Here is a 22238-nt window from a genome sequence, read left to right on the forward strand (position 1 = left end):
CTGCCAAATCTATACAAATAGTTTTGACAAAAGAGGTATTTTCTATTCTATCACCTGATACATAGTTGCTGCATCTTCTTTTCTGCACGAGTCTTTTAGCTCTGCCACCTTTATCCTCAGACTTCCGTTTCCGAACTGTATATAAATCTCATCGCCTATCTTTACCTCTGTTCCCGGTTTAGCTATCTTTCCGTTGACTGTTATCCTGCCTTGCTCACATGCTTCTTTGGCAACCGTTCGTCTTTTGATGACCCGTGAGTTTTTTAAAAATTTATCTACTCTCATGAATCCTCCTTAATACAAAAGAAAAGGGTAAATAACTTTACCCTTTGTAACTTTCTGTTCTATTTATTTACTGCGTCCTTAAGAGCCTTTCCTGCTTTGAATACAGGCGCTTTTGAAGCAGCAATTTTTATAACTTCTCCCGGTTTTCTCGGATTTCTTCCCTGTCTTGCTTTTCTCTCACGGACTTCAAAAGTTCCGAAACCTATAAGCTGAACCTTTTCGCCTTTTACTAAAGAGCTCTCTACACTTGAAACAAAAGCATTAACGGCTAATTCAGCATCCTTTTTCGTAAAACCAGTCTTCTCTGCCACTGCAGCTACTAATTCCGCTTTATTCATCAATAAATCCTCCTTAAAATTAATAACATATCACATTTTAGTATTCCAAATACTCATTCAGGCACACATAATAATTACCATTAATCTTTGCCTGTGTTCTATTGTCCCATCTTTCAATAGTTTTGTCAAGCCGTTTTGACGCAAAGAACTCTGTTTTTTGTTTAAATATCAACGTTTTTATGGATCTACCACAACCTGAGTTTATCGCATATGGAAACTAATTTTCTTCCCATTGAAATATTCATCATTTCTTCTCTGAGGATAGTTTTTGTCCTTAATACCATAAGTCCATAAACCACTACTCCAACCAATATGGCTACTAACGTAGACAACCCGTTGCTTGATGTTACTGCATACAGCCCTTTATATCCCAATACAACTATCACACCCATAACAACGGCGGATATCAAAGGTTTTAAAACAGTCAGACTCAAAGAGAATCTCACTCCGCTGTACTTCTTCACAGCTATGAGATCCAATATCATAGCTATCAAATAGGCTGCTGCAGAGCCTATTGCCGCACCTTTGACATTTACAGACGGAACTGCAGTCAGCGTCCACGTAACGATAAATTTTACGACTACTCCAATAAAAAGGTTTATAACAGGTAAATGTTGTTTTCCTATTCCCTGAAGAGCACCTGTCATAGTTGTTATTATAGCCAAAAATACGAAGCCTATCGAAAATATTTGCAAACATGGCGCTGCTCCCACAGCACTTGCCTTTTGTGATGAATAAAGCAATGTAAGAATAGGTTCTGAAAGAACAAACATTCCTATAGCCGCAGGAAAAGCTATAATGGTAGTCATTCTGAGCCCCAATGAGATGTGGCTATGAAGCTCCTTTTTATTGCCAACTCTGTTTGCGGCGGAAACCATCGGCACCAGACTCATTACTATAGCTGTCATAAATACCTGAGGGAACTGTGTTATAGGTGAAGCAAACCCAGTAAGCTGCCCATAAAGGCTCTCTGCGGCAACTTCATCCCATCCAGATGACAAAAGCCGTGTCTGTACTATTCCCGCATCTATAAGATTTACTATTGGCATTATAGCCGCACCTATGGTGATAGGAATTGCTATAACAGCAATCTTTTTCAAAATAGCTCTCGCAGACTCTCTCTCAGTCGTCCTGTCATTTCTTATCCTTCTTTTTATATTCTTTCTTGAAATCACATAGACAATCAACATTACAGCAAGACCTCCTATAGATCCTGCAGAGGCTCCGAAACATCCTCCCGCAGCGCCTCTCTGTTCAGGAGTGAACCCAAGCATTCCATACTCGCTACCCATAAGAATCCAAGCCAAAGCTAAACCGAAACATACTCTGAAAGTCTGTTCCGCTACTTCTGATATGGCTGTAGGAGCCATTTCCTGCATTCCTTGAAAGTATCCTCTGTAAGATGACATTATAGGAACAAGAAGCAGAGCTACAGAAGTTGCTCTCATAGACAGTGCTGATCCGGGAATATTTATAAGATCAGCTATCAGATCGCTGAAAAAGAACAGTATAAGAAATCCTATGATTCCCATTATCATCATCAGTGCTCTCGATAATCTGAATACACGTTCAGCTTCTCTGAACTGTCCGACTGCGTACCGTTCAGACACCATCTTCGAAATAGCCACAGGAAGCCCTGCCGTAGCAAATACCAACAGAAAACTGTATAATGAATAAGCCGGAGAATAATTGGCCATTCCCACAGAACCAATGAAGTTAGCTAATGGTATTCTGAAAACAGCGCCCAGTATCTTAACCACAATTCCCGCAACAGCCATAACTGCTGCGCCTCTTAATAACGATTTTTTAGTCATAATCAAAGCCTTTCAAGTATTCTTTCAGTTGCTTTTTCAACCTGAGATATGGTTTTCTCTATATCTATCGTACTGTATTCACCTTTTTCATACAATACTTTACCGTCTACTAATGTCATGATGACATCACTTCCTGAATTAGAATATACCAAATTGTTGATGAGATTGTGAACAGGATGCATATTAGGCCCGGAAATATCGACAACAATAAGATCTGCCTTGTTTCCAAGCTTCAAAGCTCCGCTGTCCATTCTTCCCTGAGCCCGGGCCCCTCCTAAAGTTGCAGCTTTCAAAGCATCTTCGGCAGTAACTGCGGTAGGATCATTTGATATTGTCTTACATCCTATTGCCATAGTCTTTATCTCTTCCATAAAATTCAGACTGTTATTACTGGCAACACTATCTGTTCCTATAGCAAGATTTATTCCCTTATCTATAACTTTCTGTACATTACATATGCCGCTGGCCAGTTTCATGTTACTTACAGGATTAGTGGCCACTGTAACACCTTTTTTTCTGAATATATCAAGATCATCATCATCTGAATAAACACAATGCGCGGCTACTGCAGGCACATTAAATATTCCCATCTTCTCAAGATACGCCGCTGGCGTCATACCATGACGTTTTATACATTCTTCATGCTCAATCTTAGTCTCAGATACATGCACCTGCATATTGACATTCTGCAAAGATCCGGCATAATCAGCCAGCGCCGCAGCAGTATCAGGGTTAGATGTATACTCAGCATGGAGACTCATATCCACCTTTATTCTTCCATCAGCAGCATTATTAAAATCCCTGAAAAAGCGTTTCATCTCTTCAAAGCTTTCAAGCTCATTTACACTAATACCTGCCGGATTAGCTATTGAACGGGATATATTATTTTTTGTCTGACTGTCCATCACAGCCTTCGCCATATCATCGCAGAAATAATACATATCGCTTGTAGAAACTATTCCGAATCTGAGGGATTCAGCCATAGCAAGCATTGTTCCCCAATATACGGCCTCTCCGTAAAGCTTATCTTCAAAAGGAAATATTTTCTTTGTCAACCAATCCTGCAAAATCATATTCTCCCCATACCCTCGCATAAGCGTCATTGGAGAATGTGCATGAGCATTAAAAAAGCCGCTCATAAGAAGTTTTCCTTTTCCATCCACCTCACGCCCGTGATATTCCTGCGGTGGCTCACTTCCAATATACGATATTCTATCTTCTGTTATTAACACATATCGGTTTTTTTCTATCTTTAATTTCTCATTCAATACAGTAATATTATTGAATAACATAACTGATATTCCTTTCCTGTTTACATAAGCGGAGCAACTAATCTTAAAGCCCGTCCCAATATTTTATAAAACAAATTATATTCTCTGCAGTTTTGAGGAGATATCCTTTCACATTTTTCTAATGTCACCTGAAAATCAGCCTCTATATCTCTTATCACCGGATTTCTCCAAATATATGCCGCACATTCAAAATGAAGATAAAGACTTCTGAAATCAAGATTTATCGTACCTACTACACCCTTCTCATCATCACTTGTAAAAACTTTAGCATGAACAAATCCCGGCGTATACTCATATATTTCCACACCCTCTGCAATCAATTCCATATAATGAGTCCTTGCAAGCCAGTATGCGTATTTTTTATCCGGTATATGAGGAAGAACTATCTTCACATCTACCCCTCTCTGGGCAGCAAATATTATAGCGTTTAACAATTCCTCATCAAGAATCAGATACGGTGTCATGATATGCACATAATCCTTTGCTGTATTCAATATATCCAGATAAACCTTCTCTCCCACCTCTTCGTTATCAAAAGGGCTGTCACCATAAGGAACTATATATCCCCCGTTTCTCATAGAAGGTTCCAAACGATCATTTCCCATATACATATATCGCCCGTAATTCTCACATTCAGTCTCTGTTATATTCCACATCTGCAGGAACATAAGAGTAAAATTATTGACCGCTTTGCCCTTCACCATAATAGCAGTATCTTTCCAGTGACCGAAACGCACTTTTTCATTTATATATTCATCTGCCAGATTTATCCCGCCTGTGAAGGCTGTATGACCATCTATTACCAATATTTTTCTATGATCTCTGTTATTCTGATGAGTAGTAAGAAACGGCATCATCGGCGAGAAAATCTTACATTTTATTCCCAGCGCTTCCATCCTTTTATTATAATTCTTGGGTAACAGCGATAACGTACAGGTACCGTCATACATAAATCTTACTTCTACACCTTCTCGAACTTTACGTGTTAGAATCTCTAAAACAGTGTTCCACATATGACCGCGCTCTACGATAAAATACTCAAGAAAAATAAAGTCTTTTGCCCTCTCCAGCTGATATATCATCTCTTTAAACTTATCCTCTCCCAAAGGAAAATATTTTACACTCGCATTGCCATATGCCGGATAATTCCCTTTATCATGTATATATCTCAGCAAGCCTGCTTCCGGCTTTGATGTCTCATACACTCTCTCCAACACCGCCGCATCAGGACTCAGAAAAACTTTCTCTTCCTCTATCAGCTCGCGTACACGTCTGGAAATAAATCTCGTGCCCGGCTGAAGTTTAGTATATATATAAAAAGCAACTCCCACTATTGGTACTACCAATATAAAAATTATCCACATCAGCTTAAAACTGCTATTCTGTTTTACATTCAAAATATACATTAATATCATAACAGCTAAAAAGCCTGACATATAGTTCAGCATCAACACTTGTCTGCCGAGTATAACGAACCCGCCAAAAAGTACCAATGCCTGTATGAAAAGCAACAATACCAACATTGTTGTCCGCCCGAATACGATTTTCCACAAGCCTCTCAATTTACGCATAAATTTCCTGATTTCTCCTATTTTTTATCTAAAACATATTCTCAAAAAAACACAGCTATTAAAATGTTACTTCATGAAACACTAAAAGTCAAAGACTTTCACATGTATATTTAACCAACTTTTACAAACAATATCCTTATAGAAAACATACTGGAGGAAATTAAATGAAAGCAACCGGAATAGTAAGAAGAATAGATGATCTGGGAAGAGTAGTCGTTCCAAAGGAAATAAGAAAAATACTCAGAATACGCGAAGGTGATCCTCTTGAGATCTACACCGGCACTACAGGAGAAGTGATTTTAAAGAAATATTCTCCCATCAGTGAACTGGGACAGATCGCGGAAGGCTTCGCGGAATCTGCTGCTTCTGTTTTAGGACTTCCTGTTTTGGTCTCTGATACAGATCGTTTTGTAGCCGTTTCAGGACTGAAGCAAAAGGACTATATAAACAAAGCTATCGATGAAGATCTGGACGATATAATACAGAAAAAAAGCAAATATGAAACCAATACAAAGGTAGTGATCCCGATACTGTCAAACGGTGATCCTATCGGATCGGTTACTATCCTTCCGCCTGAAGGCAAAGTTCTAAGTGATCTTGAGATAAAAACTGCCGAGCTTGGCGCAGGCTTTCTTGCAAAACAAATGGAGAACTGATATAAAAAACACATTCAGTTAAAAACGGGGCTTACGCAGTTTCAGATCTTACTGCGAAGCCCCGTTCGTACATTCTATAAAAAACTATTCTTCAAGATAAGATATATACGGAAGATTCCTGTATTTTTGATCATAATCCAGACCATATCCTACAATAAATCTATCATCTACTGTAAAACCTATGTAATCAACATCTATCTCAACTCGTCTCCCCTCGGGTTTATCCAGCAGTGTACATATTTTTACTGTCTTGGCATCACGGTTTTCAAAATATCCTTTTAAATAGTTAAGTGTAGTTCCCGAATCGACAATATCTTCTATTATTATCACATTCTTGCCTTCTATATCAGTGTCCAGATCCTTGTTGATCTTAACGATTCCCGATGATTTGGTTGATGATCCGTAACTGCTGACAGACATAAAATCTATAACCATATCCAAATCAACATTTTTCATTATATCTACCATCCACATGACAGCACCTCTCAGTATTCCTACCAAAACAATCTGCTGTCCGCAGAAATCTTTTTCTATCTCTCTCGCTATTTCTGCCGCCCTTTTACTGATCTGTTCCTGCGTTATCATAACATTCCCTACAGTATCATTTGACATCTGAATTATCTCCTTTATGTTTCTCCGCTTTGCCTTCGTTTACTTCATATTCTACATCATCAACAAACGTTTTTCCACGATATTTTTTTGACAGATCCTTTGATTTTCCTCCAAGCCAGTATTTATCAAGTTCACTTCTAAGATACCACAGTATGAATATCCAAAGAGCCAGATCATCCACCCATGCTATGGGAAACAGTACGATAGGTATCAGATCTATAGGCAGAAATAAATATATTATCCCGAAAACTATCAAAGCTTTTTTTCTCTTTGGCACGGATTTATCAGCCATCATGAATTTAATAGCTTTTATCCTTTTAATAAGCACTCTGATTCCAAAATAATGCATCTGCCGCCTACTCCCCCAAAACACTTTCCAGCTCGTCAAGCAATTCCTGATATCCCGTCTTCTTAAGAGCTGATACCGGTATAACTTTATCTTCCGAGGACAACTTTAATGTCTGTCTTATAATCTTTATATGTTTCATTGTCTGATTTCTCGAAATCTTGTCAGCTTTAGTCGCAACGACCAATCCATCCAGTCCATAATATTTGAGATATTCATACATTTCCACATCCTGTTTCGACGGAGCATGTCTTATATCTACAAGCTGTACAACTTTTACAAGATTTTCTCTTCCCGCAAGATACATTTCCATCATATCTCCCCAGTTCTGCGAAACAGACTTAGAAACTTTAGCGTATCCATAGCCCGGAAGATCCACTATCCTGAATTCATCATTTATCAGATAAAAATTTATGGTTCTTGTCTTTCCCGGATTTCCGCTGACGCGAGCAAGATTGCGCCGTTTTGTCAGCAGGTTGAGCAGAGAGGATTTGCCTACGTTAGATCTACCGGCAAAGGCAATCTCTTTCAGATTGCCTTCCGGATACTGCTGCGGCTTGACTGCAATGGTTTCTATATCAGCCTTTTTTATTATCATCCTTTTTATCCTTTACGAGAACTTCTTTCAAAGCGTCATTAACATCTTTAAGAAGAACAAATTCCATATCATTTCTCACTACTTCAGGGATATCCTGAATATCAACATCATTATCCTTAGGGAGAAGTACTTTTCTTATGCCGGCTCGGTGCGCTGCCATAACTTTTTCTCTTATGCCTCCTACAGGAAGAACCTTTCCTCTGAGGGTTATCTCTCCTGTCATAGCCACATCTTTCCTTACCGGTATACCGGTCAATGTAGAAATAATAGCAGTACACATTGTCACACCTGCTGACGGACCATCTTTAGGAATAGCTCCCTCAGGGATATGAATATGCAAATCGTATTTTTTGTAAAAGTCCTCATCAATCCCCAGTTTCTTACACATGGATCTTATATAGCTGACACCTGCTTTGGCAGATTCCTGCATAACATCTCCCATCTGTCCTGTCAGCACAAGTTTCCCTGTTCCCGGAACAGCAGTGGTTTCGATAAAAAGAGTATCTCCGCCGACTATGGTCCATGCCAGTCCTGTAGTTACGCCGACTTCCTTTTCTCCCTTGATTATATCAAACCGATACTTTTTCTTACCCAGCATATCTTCAACTTTCTTGCCTGTTATACTGACTTTCTTCGTATCTCCAGAAACAACATTCTTAGCCACTTTCCTGCAAAGATTGCCTATCTCTCGCTCTAAATTTCTTACTCCTGATTCTCTGGTGTAATAATTTATAAGTGTCCTTATTCCCTTTTCCGTAAATGATATATTACTTCTTGTTAACCCATTTTCTTTCATCTGCTTAGGAACCAAATATTTCTCAGCAATATTGAGTTTGTCTTCTTCAGTATATCCGCTTACTTCTATGACTTCCATCCTGTCAAGAAGCGGCCTCGGTATAGTGCTGGTTGTATTAGCTGTTGTGACAAACATAACTTTCGACAAGTCAAAAGGCACTTCAAGATAATGATCTGTAAAATCTTTATTCTGCTCCGGATCCAATACTTCGAGCAAGGCTGATGCCGGATCACCTTTGTAGTCGGCTCCTATCTTGTCCACTTCATCAAAAAGAAAAACAGGATTCTTTGTTCCAACATCCTTTATTGAACTTATTATCCTTCCCGGTATCGCTCCTATATACGTCCTTCTATGACCTCTGATCTCAGCCTCATCTCTCACGCCTCCCAGAGACATCCTTACAAATTCTCTTCCTATAGATCTCGCAATACTTCTTGCGATAGAAGTCTTGCCTACTCCCGGAGGCCCAACCAGACAGAGAATAGGTCCTTTAAGACCATCCGAAAGCTGCATTACAGCCAGATATTCAAGTACTCGCTCTTTAACCTTATCCAGTCCGTAATGATCTTCATTCAGAATATCCTCTGCTTTTTTCAGATCTATATTATCCTTGCTTTCTTTGTTCCATGGAAGAGCAAGAATAGTCTCGATATAATTCCTGCTTACATTAGCCTCGGCAGATGACGACTGCATCTTTGAAAACCTGTTTATTTCTTTTGCAATCTTTTCCTTTGTCTTTTCCTCAAGCTCCAGTGCCTCAAGCTGCTCTGTGAAACCTGCCACCTCATCCTCTACATCCTCGGCAACGCCCAGTTCTTCCTGGATAGCTCTCATCTGTTCCCTCAGATAATACTCTCTCTGGTTCTTATTTATCTGAGATTTAACTTTACTTGAAATGTCCTGTTCTATATTAAGGATCTCGATTTCCTTTATCAAAATAGAGTTAAGCTTTTCAAGTCTTTCCTTAGGATCCAATGTCTCAAGCAACTGCTGTTTATCTTCCAGCTTTATCTCCAGATGGGATGCAATCATATCAGCCATCCTTCCCGGATCTTCGATAGTCACTACTGTGGCAAATATTTCAGGAGCCAAGTTTTTATTAATATTTATATATTCATCAAAATTGGAAAGAACCGTTCTCATTAAAGCTTCTGCCTCAGTATCCTCAGCAGAATATACCGGCTCTTCGATCTTTTTTATTTTACATTTAAAATAAGGATCCTCGAACATTACTTCCTCGATAGCTCCTCTGCATACGCCTTCCACCAAAACTCTTATAGAATCTCCGGGAAGTTTAAGCATCTGCTTTATTTTTCCAACAGTACCTATATGATAAAAATCTTCCGGTACAGGCAAATCAGTATTGTCATCTTTCTGTGACGCCAGAAAGATATGCTGATTTAGCACCATTGCCTTTTCAAGCGCATTTATGGATTTTTCTCTGCCTATATCAAAATGAAGCACCATATTAGGGAATATCGATAATCCCCTCAGCGGAATCATAGGCAGTTCCATGACACTATCGTCTAAAACATCGCTATCTATCTGCTCCGCATTTTTCTCCGCATTCAGATCAATATTTTCTTTATTATTCTCTTCCATACACAACCTCCGTTTTTAAACAAAGTCCTATTATGCTGTTTTTCATCGGACTATGCTGATATTCCCGTCTGAACGGGATAAACGAGAAATATCAGAACAATATTTCTCCGTTTAAAGAAGGCGACTTACAAAAGCCGCCCGTCATTTTTCTTTTACGCCGTTTCTGCTGTCGCTTCCTTTGCGTTAGCGTTTTTAGGCTCTGCTAATACAAGTTCAGGATCCTTTTCCGCTTCTACGGTTTCCCTAGTTATTATACATTTCTCGACATCATCTCTTGAAGGCAGTTCATACATTATGTTGTTCATTATTTTTTCCATAATGCCTCTCAGCCCTCTGGCTCCTGTCTTGCGCTCCAAAGCCTTTTCAGCGATAGCCTCTACAGCATCATCTCTGACTTCAAGATCGACATCATCCATTGCGAACAGTTTTTTGTACTGTTTTATTAAAGCATTTTTAGGTTCTGTTATTATCTCTATAAGAGCATCCTTCGACAATTCCTTAAGAGTTACAAGAACCGGGAGTCTTCCTATAAATTCAGGAATTAATCCATATTTCAACAGATCTTCCGGCTGAACGTGATTAAGAACATCTTTCTGCTGCATCTTATTGTTTTCGATACTGGAATTGAAACCGATAGTCTTTTCTCCTATCCTTCTCTGAACCACCTTGTCGAGTCCGTCAAATGCTCCTCCGCATATGAACAGCACATTAGTAGTATCAAACTGCAGAAAATCCTGATGCGGATGCTTTCTTCCTCCCTGTGGAGGTACATTAGCCACAGTTCCTTCCAGTATTTTCAAAAGAGCCTGCTGGACACCTTCTCCGCTCACATCTCTTGTAATGGACGGATTCTCCGACTTTCTCGAAATCTTATCTATTTCATCAACGTATATTATTCCACGCTGAGCTTTTTCTATGTCATAATCTGCGGCCTGAATCAGCTTTAAGAGTATATTCTCCACATCTTCACCCACATAACCGGCTTCTGTAAGAGCTGTTGCATCGGCAATGGCGAAAGGAACATTTAGTATTCTGGCAAGAGTCTGGGCAAGCAAGGTTTTGCCGGATCCCGTAGGCCCTACCATTATAATATTGCTTTTCTGTATTTCAACATCATCATCTCCATCCGGCACACAGTTTATTCTCTTGTAGTGATTGTACACCGCTACCGAAAGAGCCTTTTTCGCATCTTCCTGACCTATAACATATTCTGAAAGAATATCATATATTTCCTTAGGTTTTGGCAGTTTCTCAGGGCTACCTGTAATAGCGCTTTCTTCTCCGGAAACTCTGCTCTCTTCCGCAGCCAATATATCCTGGCACAAATCTATACACTCATTACAGATATATACCCCTGATCCGCTTATTAATCTCTTTACCTGACTTTGAGGTTTTCCGCAGAAAGAACACCTCAATTCATTGTTTTCATCATATTTACTCATAAATGTACACCCCCGTCTATCTGTCCTTTATCACCCTATCGATAAGGCCATACCTCATCGCTTCTTCTGCCGACATGAAATTATCTCTGTCTGTATCTCTGGCAATAATGTTTAAGGGCTGTCCGGTATTTTCACTTAATATACTGTTCAGTTTTTCTCTTGTCTTCAATATCCACTCGGCATGGATTTTGATATCTTCAGCCTGCCCCTGCACTCCTCCGAGAGGCTGATGTATCATTATTTCTGCATTAGGCAATGCAAAACGTTTTCCTTTTTCTCCTGCTGAAAGCAGGAAAGCCCCCATACTTGCGGCCATACCCACACATATAGTTGATACCTGCGGCTTAACATACTGCATGGTATCATATATAGCCATTCCGGCGGTTACAGAACCGCCGGGGCTGTTTATATATATATTTATATCCTTATCCGGATCTTCCGCTTCCAAAAACAACAGCTGAGCAACCACCAGACTGGCTACATGCTCGTCTATGGCTTCGCCTAAAAATATTATCCTATCTTTCAAAAGCCTCGAATAAATATCATAAGACCTTTCTCCTCTGCTGGTTTGTTCAATAACATATGGTACTAATGCCATAATCCGGACCTCCTTATATTCTGTTTATTTTTTTACAGCACTGTCATACATAAGATCGACAGCCTTTCTTACCTTAATATCGCCTGCTATCATGCCAAGATTCTGCACACCCAATGTTTCTTTCATCTTATCTGCTTCGAATCCATACTGTTTAGCGATATTCTCAAGTTCCTGATCGATTTCTTCGTCTGTAACCTCAAATTTTTCCTGATCAGCCACTGCTGTTACGATCATTCTTGTTTTAACTTTCTTATGTGCCTCTTCCTTCAGCTCATCTCTGAAATCTTTAGGCTCTTTGCCAAGATACTGCATATAAGTGTTAAGATCTAATCCCTGACTTCTCAACTGCTGGTCAAACTCTGACATCATATTGTCGATCTCACTTTCCACCATAACATCCGGAACATCTATATCATTAGCTTCAAACACCTTGGCCAAGACACTGTTTTTCATAGCATTCTCAGCCCTTGCCGCCTTAGTCTTAGCAAGTTCTTCCTTTATGTCAGCCTTAAATTCATCCAATGTATCAAATTCACTTATATCCTTTACAAATTCATCATTGATTTCAGGAATCTCTTCTTCTTTTACTTCATGTACTTTACACTTGAATACAGCTTCTTTGCCGGCCAGATCCTCTGCATGGTATTCTTCAGGGAAAGTAACTTTCACATCTTTGTCCTCGCCTGTGCTTACACCAACCAGCTGCTCTTCAAACCCCGGAATGAACGTACCCGAACCTAATTTAAGAGGCTGTCTTTCTGCAGTGCCGCCTTCAAACTGATTATCTCCAACCCAGCCTTCATAATCGATGAGAACAGTATCGCCTTCCTTTGCAGGTCTGTCGACAGTCACCATCCTTGCGTTCCTCTTAGCTCTGGCTTTAAGCTCGTTATCTATATCCTCATCTGTAACTTCAGAACTTATAGTTTCTATCTCCACACCTTTGTAATCCTTTACTTCTATTTCAGGATAGCATGCAACAGTAATAGTTACTGTAAAGCCTTCACCTTTTTTGATCTGGCTGAATTCTGCTCTCGGACTGTCTATAACATCCAAAGACAATTCCTCTAATGCAGCAGGATAGTTCATCGAGAAAAGATCATTGATGGCATCTTCAAAGAACACACCCTCCCCATATTTCTTTTCTATAATGCTTCTTGGGGCTTTGCCTTTTCTGAAGCCATCGATATTGAATTTATCTTTCTGAGCTTTATAGACTTTTATTATGGCATTTTCAAATTCCTCTGCCGTAAAGTCCATAGTGAATTTTGCCTCATTGTTCTCTTTTGAAATTAATGTTGCTTTCATGAATATATATCCTCCTCGATTATAAACACATAGTTCATATTATTATACATCTGCTCGCTTGAAAAGTAAAGACAATTGCAATTCAAACTTTATCTTTTCAGTATTATATCACGGTTCTCCTTCATTTCAGACAATTATATCACAGTCGTTTTTCAAAATTACCGCTGACATGCGTTCCCTCAAAAAATATAAGAAAAGCATTCCTGTCACTTTTTCTGACGACGTTCTTTATCTGATTTTTTTCATATTTGCTTATAACAACTGCCATAATATAAGTCTCCTCTCCTGTATATGCCCCAGATCCTCGCCAGATCGTTATTCCTCTGTGCATTTTTGACATTATTTCTTGCTGTATCTCATCATTCTTTTCCTTTGAAAATATGAGACAAGTTACATTTATATTCTGAACATGTGTCTTATCGACTGCCAAAGTAAAGCAGGCTGTGTATATTACAGAATATATAGCCGTGGGTACATCAAACAGTACTGCGCAAATCAGATATAATCCGGCATTTACCATAATCCCCAGCTTTCCCACAGAAAAATTTTCATATTTCTTGGTAAAATAAACACCAAGAATATCAAGACCTCCTCCGCAGCCTGATGCACGAAGGGTAAATCCCATTGCAGCTCCTCCCAAGAGGCCTCCTATCAGGCAGTTGGCAAGTACATCTTCAAGTATAGGTTCCAAAGGTATATGTATTACCGTCATAAAAGCCATCTGACAAATAACCGACAGCAATGTCTTAAAAAAGAAATTCTTTGATATTGTTCTAAAGGCTATAAAAAACAATGGTATATTGATAATAAAGTTTATTATACCGGCTATGTCAACACTGTGAGGAATCCAGCTACCCGCCGCATCATCTATGAGACTTCTCAATATTTGGGCTATGCCCAATACCCCTGAGCTGTAAAGACCAAGAGGCACTATAAACAGATTGATACTCAAAGCAAAAATAAAAGCACATATACAGATAGTTCCATATTTACCAAACTCTTTTCTAATTATATCTTTCTCTATTTTCTTTCCCATACTCTCGCCTCCCAGACCTTAAATACTTTTATATCCACCCTTACATTATTTTATATTATGAATACCCGGAGGCTTCAATATCATTAAAAAGAAAAAACTCGACAGGCTATATTGATATTTTCTACATATTAAAAAACATTTTGAGATAAGGAAAAGAAAGATATATCCTGGTAAAAAAGTAAAGTCTGCCGTAAAGAACCATATTATTTTCGGCATCAAAAATTTCTCCTATCCGTTCTATTCTGTAACGTATCGTATTTTTATGCTGGCAGAGGATATTTGACGCCTGTTCCACATTTCCTCCACATCTGGCCAATGTCAAAACCGTTTCCAAAAGAGGAATATGTTTTGCCGCCGGAGACAACAACGCTGTCTCTGTTTTTTTGCACCATCTTTGCACAGAACCTTCATTTGCGGCCGCAAACATACTGTAATCACTGTCGGACTCATCAAAACATAGAAATGGTTTGTCATTTATTATACAATTCACATTAGCAAAAATAGAATTTCTTACTGCAAAAGAAAATTCCCGTTCGGAGTATCCGCATCCCACTCCTATCCTTGTATGTTTAAAATTATTATCAGCGAGAAAACGTTTCAGCAAAGCTCTTTCATATTCTTCTATTTTCACATTCTCATCGGAATCAAAGGATATTATAATCAATATTCCTCTTTTATATATAAGACGTGAATATACTGTATGAAGACCCTCTCTCTTTATATTCTCAAGCAAATTACGATTATTATGTATATATTCATACAGCGAATTTATCCTGCCGGAACATTTCTTATCGTCATCTGATACATACACAGAAATAAAAGCCTTTCTGTAAAAGTAGGGATTTATCTGGCCTATAAGCGGTCTCAGTTCGTCAGCAGACATTTTAGGCCGATTAAAAATATCATCCAGCACAGATTCATAATTTGCCGATTCACTGTCGATCTCAAGCTGTTTCTTCACTTCATGGATCATATCATCTATATAAACATCACTAAAAAAGAATATCGGAACATGCTTTTCCTCAGCAAACTCCTCTATTTCTTTTGAAATTTCTTTATAATAAATATCTTTTATTAAAATAGCTGAACTATTATTTATTATAAGCGCCTTTAAATAATTCTCCGCTTTCTGCCTGTCATCCTTTGCCTTGAGCAAAGTCGTAATGACTATTTCTCCCGCATTGAAATATTGAGGTATCTGCTCAGAATCTTCCCAATCCAGAAAACCTATATAAAGTACATTATTACTCAGCCCACTTTTACCCGCAGCAAGCCTTACAGTGGAAAAAAGCGGCGACAGCATCAAATCCGAAACAGTTAACATAAGAATATCCTCCTATATTATTTATTATACCATTCTCTCGATATTTTTAAAAACTATTTGCTTTTTATATTTGTACAAAGTCCAAATGTAAGATTGCAAATTATAGAGTTTAAACAATAGAAATATTCTGAAAACTATATATAATAAAAACTATACTTTATAACTGAATTCCAGGAGGTAACTGAAAATGAGTTTTAAATTTGATGTAGAAGAAGTACGCAGGCAATTTCCGGCATGCAGCCTCGAAATTGACGGAATCCCTATCGCATATCTGGACGGCCCCGGAGGTACCCAAGTTCCCCATCAGGTATTAAATGCAATCACAGGATATTTAATAAACGATAATGCTAATGAAGACGGTAACTTTAAAGCAGGGCTTCAAGCAAGAAATATTGAAGCATCCGCAAGAGAAGCTGCAGCCGATTTTCTGGGATGTGAACCAGAAGAAATCGGATTTAACTGTTCTTCAACGCAAAACTGCTACAATCTGGCCATTAACCTTTCAAAAGAGTTTAAACCAGGCGATGAACTTATAATCACTGAGATAGACCACAGATGCAACAGTGCTCCGTGGAAATCTTTAGAAAGGTTAGGCTGTATCGTGAAAACAGTCCGCCTCGATACTGATACACAACAACTGGATTTCCAAGACTTTGAATCCAAACTTTCAGAAAAAACTAAAGTTGTTGCCATAAATTGGGCTTCAAATGCTCTTGGAACCATCACAGATGTAAAAAAATTTATCGATGCTGCTCACCGTTATGGCGCAATAACTGTCGTAGATGCAGTACATTATGCAGCTCATCTTCCGATAGATGTAAAAGACATAGATACAGATGCCCTTCTCTGCTCACCGTATAAATGGTTTGGCCCTCACATGGGAGTCATCTATCTAAAAAAAGAAATCATCGCAAGACTTGATTTTAACAATGCAAAAGCAGATGACATCAAAGAAGGAGCAAGAAAATTCCATATGGGAACGCCTCAATATGAACAGCTTTGCGGTATCCGGGAGGCCGTCAATTTCATCGCTTCTCTGGGTGAAAAATATGCCGATGAATTCATCGATGAATTACGAGGCCTTGACGGCCGGCGCAAGAATATAGTTGCAGGTATGCTTGCTATAGACACCTATGAAGCTCCTCTTGCTGAAAAACTTAGAAAAGGCCTCCGCCGAATCGAAGGGGTAAATGTTTACGGACCTGCAGAAGGCGAACCGAGAACTCCGACAGTGGTATTCACAATGGATAAATACAATCCTGATTTTGTTACAAGAATATTCGGATCAAAAGCCATAAACTCATGGAACGGTGATTTTTACGCAGTAGAAGCTATCGAAGCTATGGGACTTTCTGAAAGCGGAGGAGTCATCAGACTCGGACTTGCACCTTACTGCACTGAAGCGGACATAGACAGAGTGTTAAGTACCGTAAACTCAATTGCAGCAGGAGAATACAATTCCTTTGGAGAATAAAAATGACTATACAGACAAATTGTATCAACAAAACTCAATATCCTATGGTGACAGTAAATCTAAAAAAGCTATACCATAATGCAAAAATAACAGTAGACAATTGCAAAAAATCTTCAATCAAAATCGCAGGAATAATCAAAGGCTGCAACGGTATTGCCGAAGTAGGCCGAACTATGCTTGATGCCGGCTGCATACAGCTGGGCACATCCAGAATTGATCAGATAATAGATCTGAAGAATTCAGGCATGACTGATACAGAATTCCTTCTTGTGAGGATACCTATGATATCAGAAGCAGAAGAGGTGGCCATGTACGCAGATCTCAGTCTTGAAAGCGAAATATCTGTGATAAAAGCCATAAATAAAGCCTGTAGTAAATTCAAAAAACGACATGGGGTAATCCTGATGGCAGATCTCGGAGATCTAAGAGAAGGTTTTTGGAATAAACACGAATTGACGAAAGCCGCAATCTATATCGAAAACGAGCTGGAAAACATTGACCTTAAAGGAGTCGGTACAAATCTGGGATGTTACGGATCTATTAAACCCAATACAAAAAAAATGGAAGAACTTTCAGATATCGCTCAAATAGTAGAATCCAAAATCGGAAGAAAACTGGAGATCATTTCAGGAGGAGCCACAAGTTCCTATCCTCTCGTATTAAACGGTACAATGCCCTGCCGTATCAATCATTTGAGGATCGGAGAAGGGATACTTCTATCTTACGATCTCAAGGAAATATGGGGACTTGATATGAATTCTATGTACCAAGACGTCTTTACTCTGAAAGCAGAAGTCATAGAGGTAAAAGAAAAGCCAACACATCCAGTAGGGGAAATTTTTATCGACTGTTTTGGCAGAAAACCTCAATACGAAGATCTGGGCGTACGGAAGAGAGCTCTCGTTGCGATGGGAAAACTTGATTTTGCCCTTGACGATAAAATATTCCCAAGGACTTGCGGCGTACGTGTGATCGGAAGCAGCAGCGATCACTGTATTGTAGATATTGAAGACTGCCCCGAAAATATAGCAGTAGGCGATATCCTTGAATTCGACCTCAGTTATCCGTCTCTCATGTATCTTACAGGTAATCGATATGTAAACATCCGAACAATCTAATGATTTTATAAGGAGAGGAAAAATGAAAGCACTAATTATGTTGTTTAAACTGTCGCCTATCTTCGTCCTCTGTGGGCTGGTCATGTCAGGATTTGACATGCTGATGGCTGCTCCGATGGCATTCCTATACGCTGTCATAGTATGCAAGATAACTACTAAACGCAAAGTCATGGATGTCATGGACAGTGCGATGGTCAATGTCAAAAATGCGATTATGGTATTTTTTATCTTTATGCTGGCCTATGGAGTAGCAGCTTTCTTCATGACCACAGGCGTAGGGGCAAGTGTTATAATGGCTGCTTTAAAAATAGGAATCAGTGGAAGTAATGTTGCTGTGATAGCATTTATAGTAACATGTATATTATCTGTAGGAACCGGTACATCATGGGGAACATATGCAGCCACTATACCGATTTTCATGTGGATGAGCCACATTGTAGGCGGAGATCCTGTACTTACTATGTGCGCATGTGCAGGAGGTGCAGCTTTTGGCGACAATGTAGCTCTTATTTCAGACACTACTATTATGACATGTGCTATACAAGAAGTCCAAGTCGTTGACAGATTCCGAAAGCAGCTTGCTTGGTCTTTAGGCTGTGTAGCTATATCTTCGATATGCTTTTATGTTACTGGTTTGGTGATGAAGCTTCCTTCTGAAACTGCAAACGCATCCCAAGCTATATCAAACATACCTCAGAATGCTTGGACAGCCCTGGAAGAAGAAAGACCTGCTGCAGTGGATCTGCTCAATCAGGTTCAGGACGGAAATATACCTCTGTGGATGATGATACCTATCGCCATAATAATTCTCCTTGCAGTGCTGCGGCTTCCGACTCTTACTTGCTTAGCTGCCGGTATTGTAAGCGCCACGGTAATGGGTGCCTTTATAGGAACTATAACATCCTTCGGCGATTTCATGCAGCAGATATATGATTCCTTTGCTGATGCAGGCAGCTGGATAGTTATCATGGTAATGTGGGTCATAGCCTTCGGAGGAGTCATGAGAGAAATGGATGCTTTCAGGCCATTGGCATTATTCTGCCTCAAAGCCTCCAAAAAAGTCCGCCACTTGATGTTCTGGAACGCAGTTTTATGTATCATAGGTAATATGCTTTTGTCTGACGATCAAGCGCAGATGGCTACGATGGGACCTGTTATAAAAGAAGTGGTAGACGATAATGTAGAAGGAAATGAAAAAGACCTGTATGAGCTCCGATGCAGAAACGCCATGTATGGCGATGCCATAGGAGTTCTGGCAGGCGAACTTATACCTTGGCATGTGTGTAATATTTATTACGTCGGTCTTTGCGCAGCAGTTTATCCTCTGGCTTCGTTTACTGCAATGGATCTATTGAGCCTGAACTTCTTTGCATGGATTTCAATAGGCTCCCTTCTCATCCTCACATTGACAGGATGGGACCGCTTTATCCCTAAATTTGCTATCCCGGCAGAACCACAGGTACATCTCAAGAAAAATCTTTCAGCAGCTAATATCCCCAATAACAGTCAGCCTGCTGATAAAATATGAAGCATACAATACTGTTGAAATCATCTTAAACATCAATTACAATAAATTATACAATACATAAAACTCATAAATTCTCCTATATATGCTTTAATAAGCATATATAGGAGACAATTTACTATCGCAATCATAAGGATGTGAAACATAAATGTCGAATATAATACAAACCACTACACAGCTAGCCATGTATATCACATCAGGTTATATAGAAGAAGGAGATATTTTAGTGGATGCCACGTGCGGAAACGGATATGATACTCTTAATCTGGCAAAAAAATGCCCCGCAAAACTTTATGCCTTCGATATCATGGATCAGGCAATATTAAACACCCGTCAGCTGCTTATGGCAAACGGATATCAAAGTCGCCTGGATGACGGTTCCATTCAGCTTATCTGTGATTCACATGAAAATATAGATTTCTATATAAATCAACCTGTAAAAGCTTTCACATTTAACTTAGGATATCTTCCCGGCGGAAACAAGAACATTGCAACATCAAATAGCTCAACTGTAATTGCTGTAAAAAAAGCCTTAAATCTACTGGATACAAACGGCCTTATATGTATAACAATGTACAGCGGTCATGATGAAGGAAAGGACGAAAAAGAAACTCTTCTTAATATATCAGCTTCTCTTGACAGCAAAAAATACCATGCGGCATATATTAACATGATAAATCAGAAAAACAATCCTCCTGAAATACTTCTCATAACAAAAAAACGATAATTTACTATTTTGCATAATGTATACTTAAATAGAAAAAGGACATATTAAAATATGTCCTTTTATATTATTATACATTTGCTTTTATTATCGCTATTCCTCTTGAATATTTACTTCTCTCTTCCTTCTCAAGGTTGTACTTTTCACAGAGCGATTTTCCGAGAGCTTCAAGCTCCTTTGTTTCCCCGGAAAAAAGCTCTATCTCGACTTCAGAAATAGGTTCTTTGCCATAAGGCGTTACGATCTCGCCCTGATCTATGGATAATTCAAATATGCCTTTTTGAGTATCTATTCTGAAACGTCTTCTTTTAAATCTCGTCTCAAGCAAACTTTCCAAAGGCTTGTCTCCTATAAGCTTCATAAGCACCGTTCCCATTTCGCTTTCTTTGAAAACTTTAGGATCAGGAATATCATCATCTACAGGAACATTGATCTCCTCTCTTTTATGAAGAGCGCCTTCATTATATCCCTTCCACTTCAATGATGCTATCCATTTGCTGCCTTCTTTTCTGACTCTGTATACCAAGTCATGTTTCGCCAAATCACAATCAGATGTGTCAAAATACTTAGCGATAAAACATATCTCTTCTCTGGAATTCATTTCCTCAAAGTTGAAGAATAATTTATCTTTCCAAATATCATCCGCCACCTTCGGTGTCGGTATACTGTACTTTAATTCTATCTCCATGTATTACCTTCTCGATTCTTATTAATATATGTTTTGTCTATTCTATGAAAAGTTGACCTTATGATAATATCACTTAATATTCTTTAAAGCAAGTAAATAATTTTTTAACAAAAAGTTGAAAATCTACATAACTCTCAATTGAAAGTTATGGATGTTCCTGTTTTACCGTCCAGAGCTTCTACAGCTTTGTCAAGAGATGTAATTATAGCCCTTTTGTTAGGATAAGTTCTAACAAATTTCATGGCTGCCTCCACTTTAGGAAGCATACTTCCTGCCGGAAACTGGCCTTCCTGCACATATCGCGCAGCCTCAGCAAGAGTCATCCGGGACAAGTCCTGTTGATTTGGCTTTTTGAAATTAATAGATACTTTCTCTACTTCTGTGAGTATCATCAATATATCAGCATCAACTTTTTCCGCTAAAAGCTCTGCCGCAAAATCCTTATCTATGACTGCTGCTACACCTTCAAGTGTTCCATCCGGATTTTCTATCACAGGAATCCCCCCGCCTCCGCATGTTATAACTATAGAATGATCCCATAACTGCTTCACAGCCTCTATCTCAACGATCCTCTGAGGAAGCGGTGAGGCCACAACTCTTCTGTAGCCTCTCCCTGAATCCTCTTTCATAATATAACCTCTTTCCTGCTCAAGCACCTTGGCCTCTTCCTGTGTATAAAACGGACCTATAGGCTTTGTAGGATTACTGAAAGCAGGATCCTTGGCATCCACTATCATCTGCGTAGCCACTGTCACAACAGGAATGTTTCTGTTGCTTTTATTAAGGGCATATTTGAGACACTGTTGTATGTGATAGCCTATATATCCCTGAGACATAGCTCCGCAGACATCAAATGGCATCGCAGGCGTTACCTGGTCAGCAGCTTCTGATGCCATCACTATACGGCCTACCTGAGGCCCATTACCGTGAACCACCGCTATTTCGTACCCCATAGCGCTTATGGCAGCAATATGCTCACAAGTTTTTCTTACGACTTCAAGCTGAGATTGCGCCGTAGCCGGGCCATTCCCCGACTGCAAAGCATTACCGCCTAAAGCCACCACGATTTTCTCTGTACTCATATCATTTTC

Annotated in this window: 21 protein-coding genes; 5 read left to right on the forward strand and 16 right to left on the reverse strand. The window is 39.2% G+C overall.

The window, feature by feature from the left end; all coding sequences use genetic code 11:
• Positions 1 to 42: 42 nt before the first annotated feature.
• The 5 genes from ACLR96_RS03145 to cls form a co-directional block, all read right to left on the reverse strand.
• The gene (locus ACLR96_RS03145) at positions 43 to 285 is read right to left on the reverse strand and encodes an RNA-binding S4 domain-containing protein (RefSeq protein ID WP_177270711.1); all 243 of its coding nucleotides are present in this window, start codon (positions 283 to 285) and stop codon (positions 43 to 45) included.
• Positions 286 to 344: 59 nt separating this feature from the next.
• A complete protein-coding gene (locus ACLR96_RS03150) occupies positions 345 to 623 on the reverse strand; it encodes an HU family DNA-binding protein (protein ID WP_177270710.1) in 279 nt (92 codons plus the stop codon).
• Between the two features lie 185 nt (positions 624 to 808).
• Entirely contained in the window at positions 809 to 2437 is a 1629-nt protein-coding gene (locus tag ACLR96_RS03155; protein ID WP_177270709.1) for a putative polysaccharide biosynthesis protein, read from the reverse strand.
• Between the two features lie 2 nt (positions 2438 to 2439).
• Complete coding sequence (locus ACLR96_RS03160; protein ID WP_177270708.1) at positions 2440 to 3729, reverse strand: amidohydrolase; 1290 nt, start codon at positions 3727 to 3729, stop codon at positions 2440 to 2442.
• Between the two features lie 20 nt (positions 3730 to 3749).
• Positions 3750 to 5300 (reverse strand): cardiolipin synthase, encoded by a 1551-nt coding sequence (cls, locus tag ACLR96_RS03165; protein WP_177270707.1) that lies wholly within the window; start codon positions 5298 to 5300, stop codon positions 3750 to 3752.
• A gap of 164 nt (positions 5301 to 5464) precedes the next feature.
• Here cls and ACLR96_RS03170 point away from each other — a divergent pair, with 164 nt between their 5' ends.
• On the forward strand, positions 5465 to 5956 hold the full coding sequence (locus ACLR96_RS03170) for a stage V sporulation T C-terminal domain-containing protein (RefSeq protein WP_177270706.1): 492 nt from the start codon (positions 5465 to 5467) through the stop codon (positions 5954 to 5956).
• 84 nt (positions 5957 to 6040) lie between these two features.
• Here the strand turns inward: ACLR96_RS03170 and hpt are convergent, their stop codons facing one another.
• From hpt to ACLR96_RS03215, 9 genes are all read right to left on the reverse strand, one after another.
• Positions 6041 to 6568, reverse strand: coding sequence for a hypoxanthine phosphoribosyltransferase (gene hpt / locus ACLR96_RS03175; protein WP_177270705.1), 528 nt, complete (start codon positions 6566 to 6568; stop codon positions 6041 to 6043).
• On the reverse strand, positions 6558 to 6917 hold the full coding sequence (locus tag ACLR96_RS03180) for a YkvA family protein (RefSeq protein ID WP_177270704.1): 360 nt from the start codon (positions 6915 to 6917) through the stop codon (positions 6558 to 6560). Before ACLR96_RS03180 ends, hpt begins: the two co-directional genes overlap by 11 nt.
• A 7-nt stretch (positions 6918 to 6924) precedes the next feature.
• Entirely contained in the window at positions 6925 to 7512 is a 588-nt protein-coding gene (gene yihA / locus ACLR96_RS03185; RefSeq protein ID WP_177270703.1) for a ribosome biogenesis GTP-binding protein YihA/YsxC, read from the reverse strand.
• On the reverse strand, positions 7493 to 9910 hold the full coding sequence (gene lon / locus ACLR96_RS03190; RefSeq protein ID WP_412265133.1) for an endopeptidase La: 2418 nt from the start codon (positions 9908 to 9910) through the stop codon (positions 7493 to 7495). The genes yihA and lon overlap by 20 nt, the downstream gene beginning before the upstream one ends.
• 152 nt (positions 9911 to 10062) lie before the next feature.
• A complete protein-coding gene (gene clpX / locus ACLR96_RS03195; protein ID WP_177270702.1) occupies positions 10063 to 11352 on the reverse strand; it encodes an ATP-dependent protease ATP-binding subunit ClpX in 1290 nt (429 codons plus the stop codon).
• Positions 11353 to 11368: 16 nt separating this feature from the next.
• Positions 11369 to 11950, reverse strand: coding sequence for an ATP-dependent Clp endopeptidase proteolytic subunit ClpP (clpP, locus tag ACLR96_RS03200; protein WP_187525625.1), 582 nt, complete (start codon positions 11948 to 11950; stop codon positions 11369 to 11371).
• A gap of 24 nt (positions 11951 to 11974) precedes the next feature.
• Complete coding sequence (tig, locus tag ACLR96_RS03205; RefSeq protein WP_177267783.1) at positions 11975 to 13258, reverse strand: trigger factor; 1284 nt, start codon at positions 13256 to 13258, stop codon at positions 11975 to 11977.
• Between the two features lie 139 nt (positions 13259 to 13397).
• Positions 13398 to 14294, reverse strand: coding sequence for a YitT family protein (locus tag ACLR96_RS03210; protein WP_177267782.1), 897 nt, complete (start codon positions 14292 to 14294; stop codon positions 13398 to 13400).
• A gap of 121 nt (positions 14295 to 14415) precedes the next feature.
• Complete coding sequence (locus ACLR96_RS03215; RefSeq protein ID WP_177267781.1) at positions 14416 to 15618, reverse strand: PucR family transcriptional regulator; 1203 nt, start codon at positions 15616 to 15618, stop codon at positions 14416 to 14418.
• Between the two features lie 187 nt (positions 15619 to 15805).
• Here ACLR96_RS03215 and ACLR96_RS03220 point away from each other — a divergent pair, with 187 nt between their 5' ends.
• The 4 genes from ACLR96_RS03220 (at position 15806) to ACLR96_RS03235 (ending at position 20462) form a co-directional block, all read left to right on the forward strand.
• Positions 15806 to 17092, forward strand: coding sequence for a cysteine desulfurase-like protein (locus ACLR96_RS03220; protein WP_177267780.1), 1287 nt, complete (start codon positions 15806 to 15808; stop codon positions 17090 to 17092).
• 2 nt (positions 17093 to 17094) lie between these two features.
• A complete protein-coding gene (locus ACLR96_RS03225) occupies positions 17095 to 18210 on the forward strand; it encodes an alanine racemase (protein WP_412265134.1) in 1116 nt (371 codons plus the stop codon).
• A 22-nt stretch (positions 18211 to 18232) separates the two neighbouring features.
• On the forward strand, positions 18233 to 19738 hold the full coding sequence (locus ACLR96_RS03230) for a Na+/H+ antiporter NhaC family protein (RefSeq protein WP_177267779.1): 1506 nt from the start codon (positions 18233 to 18235) through the stop codon (positions 19736 to 19738).
• A gap of 145 nt (positions 19739 to 19883) precedes the next feature.
• A complete protein-coding gene (locus ACLR96_RS03235; protein WP_177267778.1) occupies positions 19884 to 20462 on the forward strand; it encodes a tRNA (mnm(5)s(2)U34)-methyltransferase in 579 nt (192 codons plus the stop codon).
• Between the two features lie 67 nt (positions 20463 to 20529).
• Here the strand turns inward: ACLR96_RS03235 and ACLR96_RS03240 are convergent, their stop codons facing one another.
• Both ACLR96_RS03240 and arcC read right to left on the reverse strand, forming a co-directional pair.
• Positions 20530 to 21147, reverse strand: a complete 618-nt coding sequence (locus tag ACLR96_RS03240) for a CYTH domain-containing protein (protein WP_177267777.1) — start codon at positions 21145 to 21147, stop codon at positions 20530 to 20532.
• 134 nt (positions 21148 to 21281) lie between these two features.
• Complete coding sequence (arcC, locus tag ACLR96_RS03245; protein WP_177267776.1) at positions 21282 to 22229, reverse strand: carbamate kinase; 948 nt, start codon at positions 22227 to 22229, stop codon at positions 21282 to 21284.
• Between the last annotated feature and the right edge of the window lie 9 nt (positions 22230 to 22238).

The sequence above is a fragment of the Lentihominibacter sp. genome, assembly GCF_046951855.1.
GTDB classification, from domain to species: Bacteria; Bacillota; Clostridia; order Peptostreptococcales; family Anaerovoracaceae; genus Lentihominibacter; species Lentihominibacter hominis.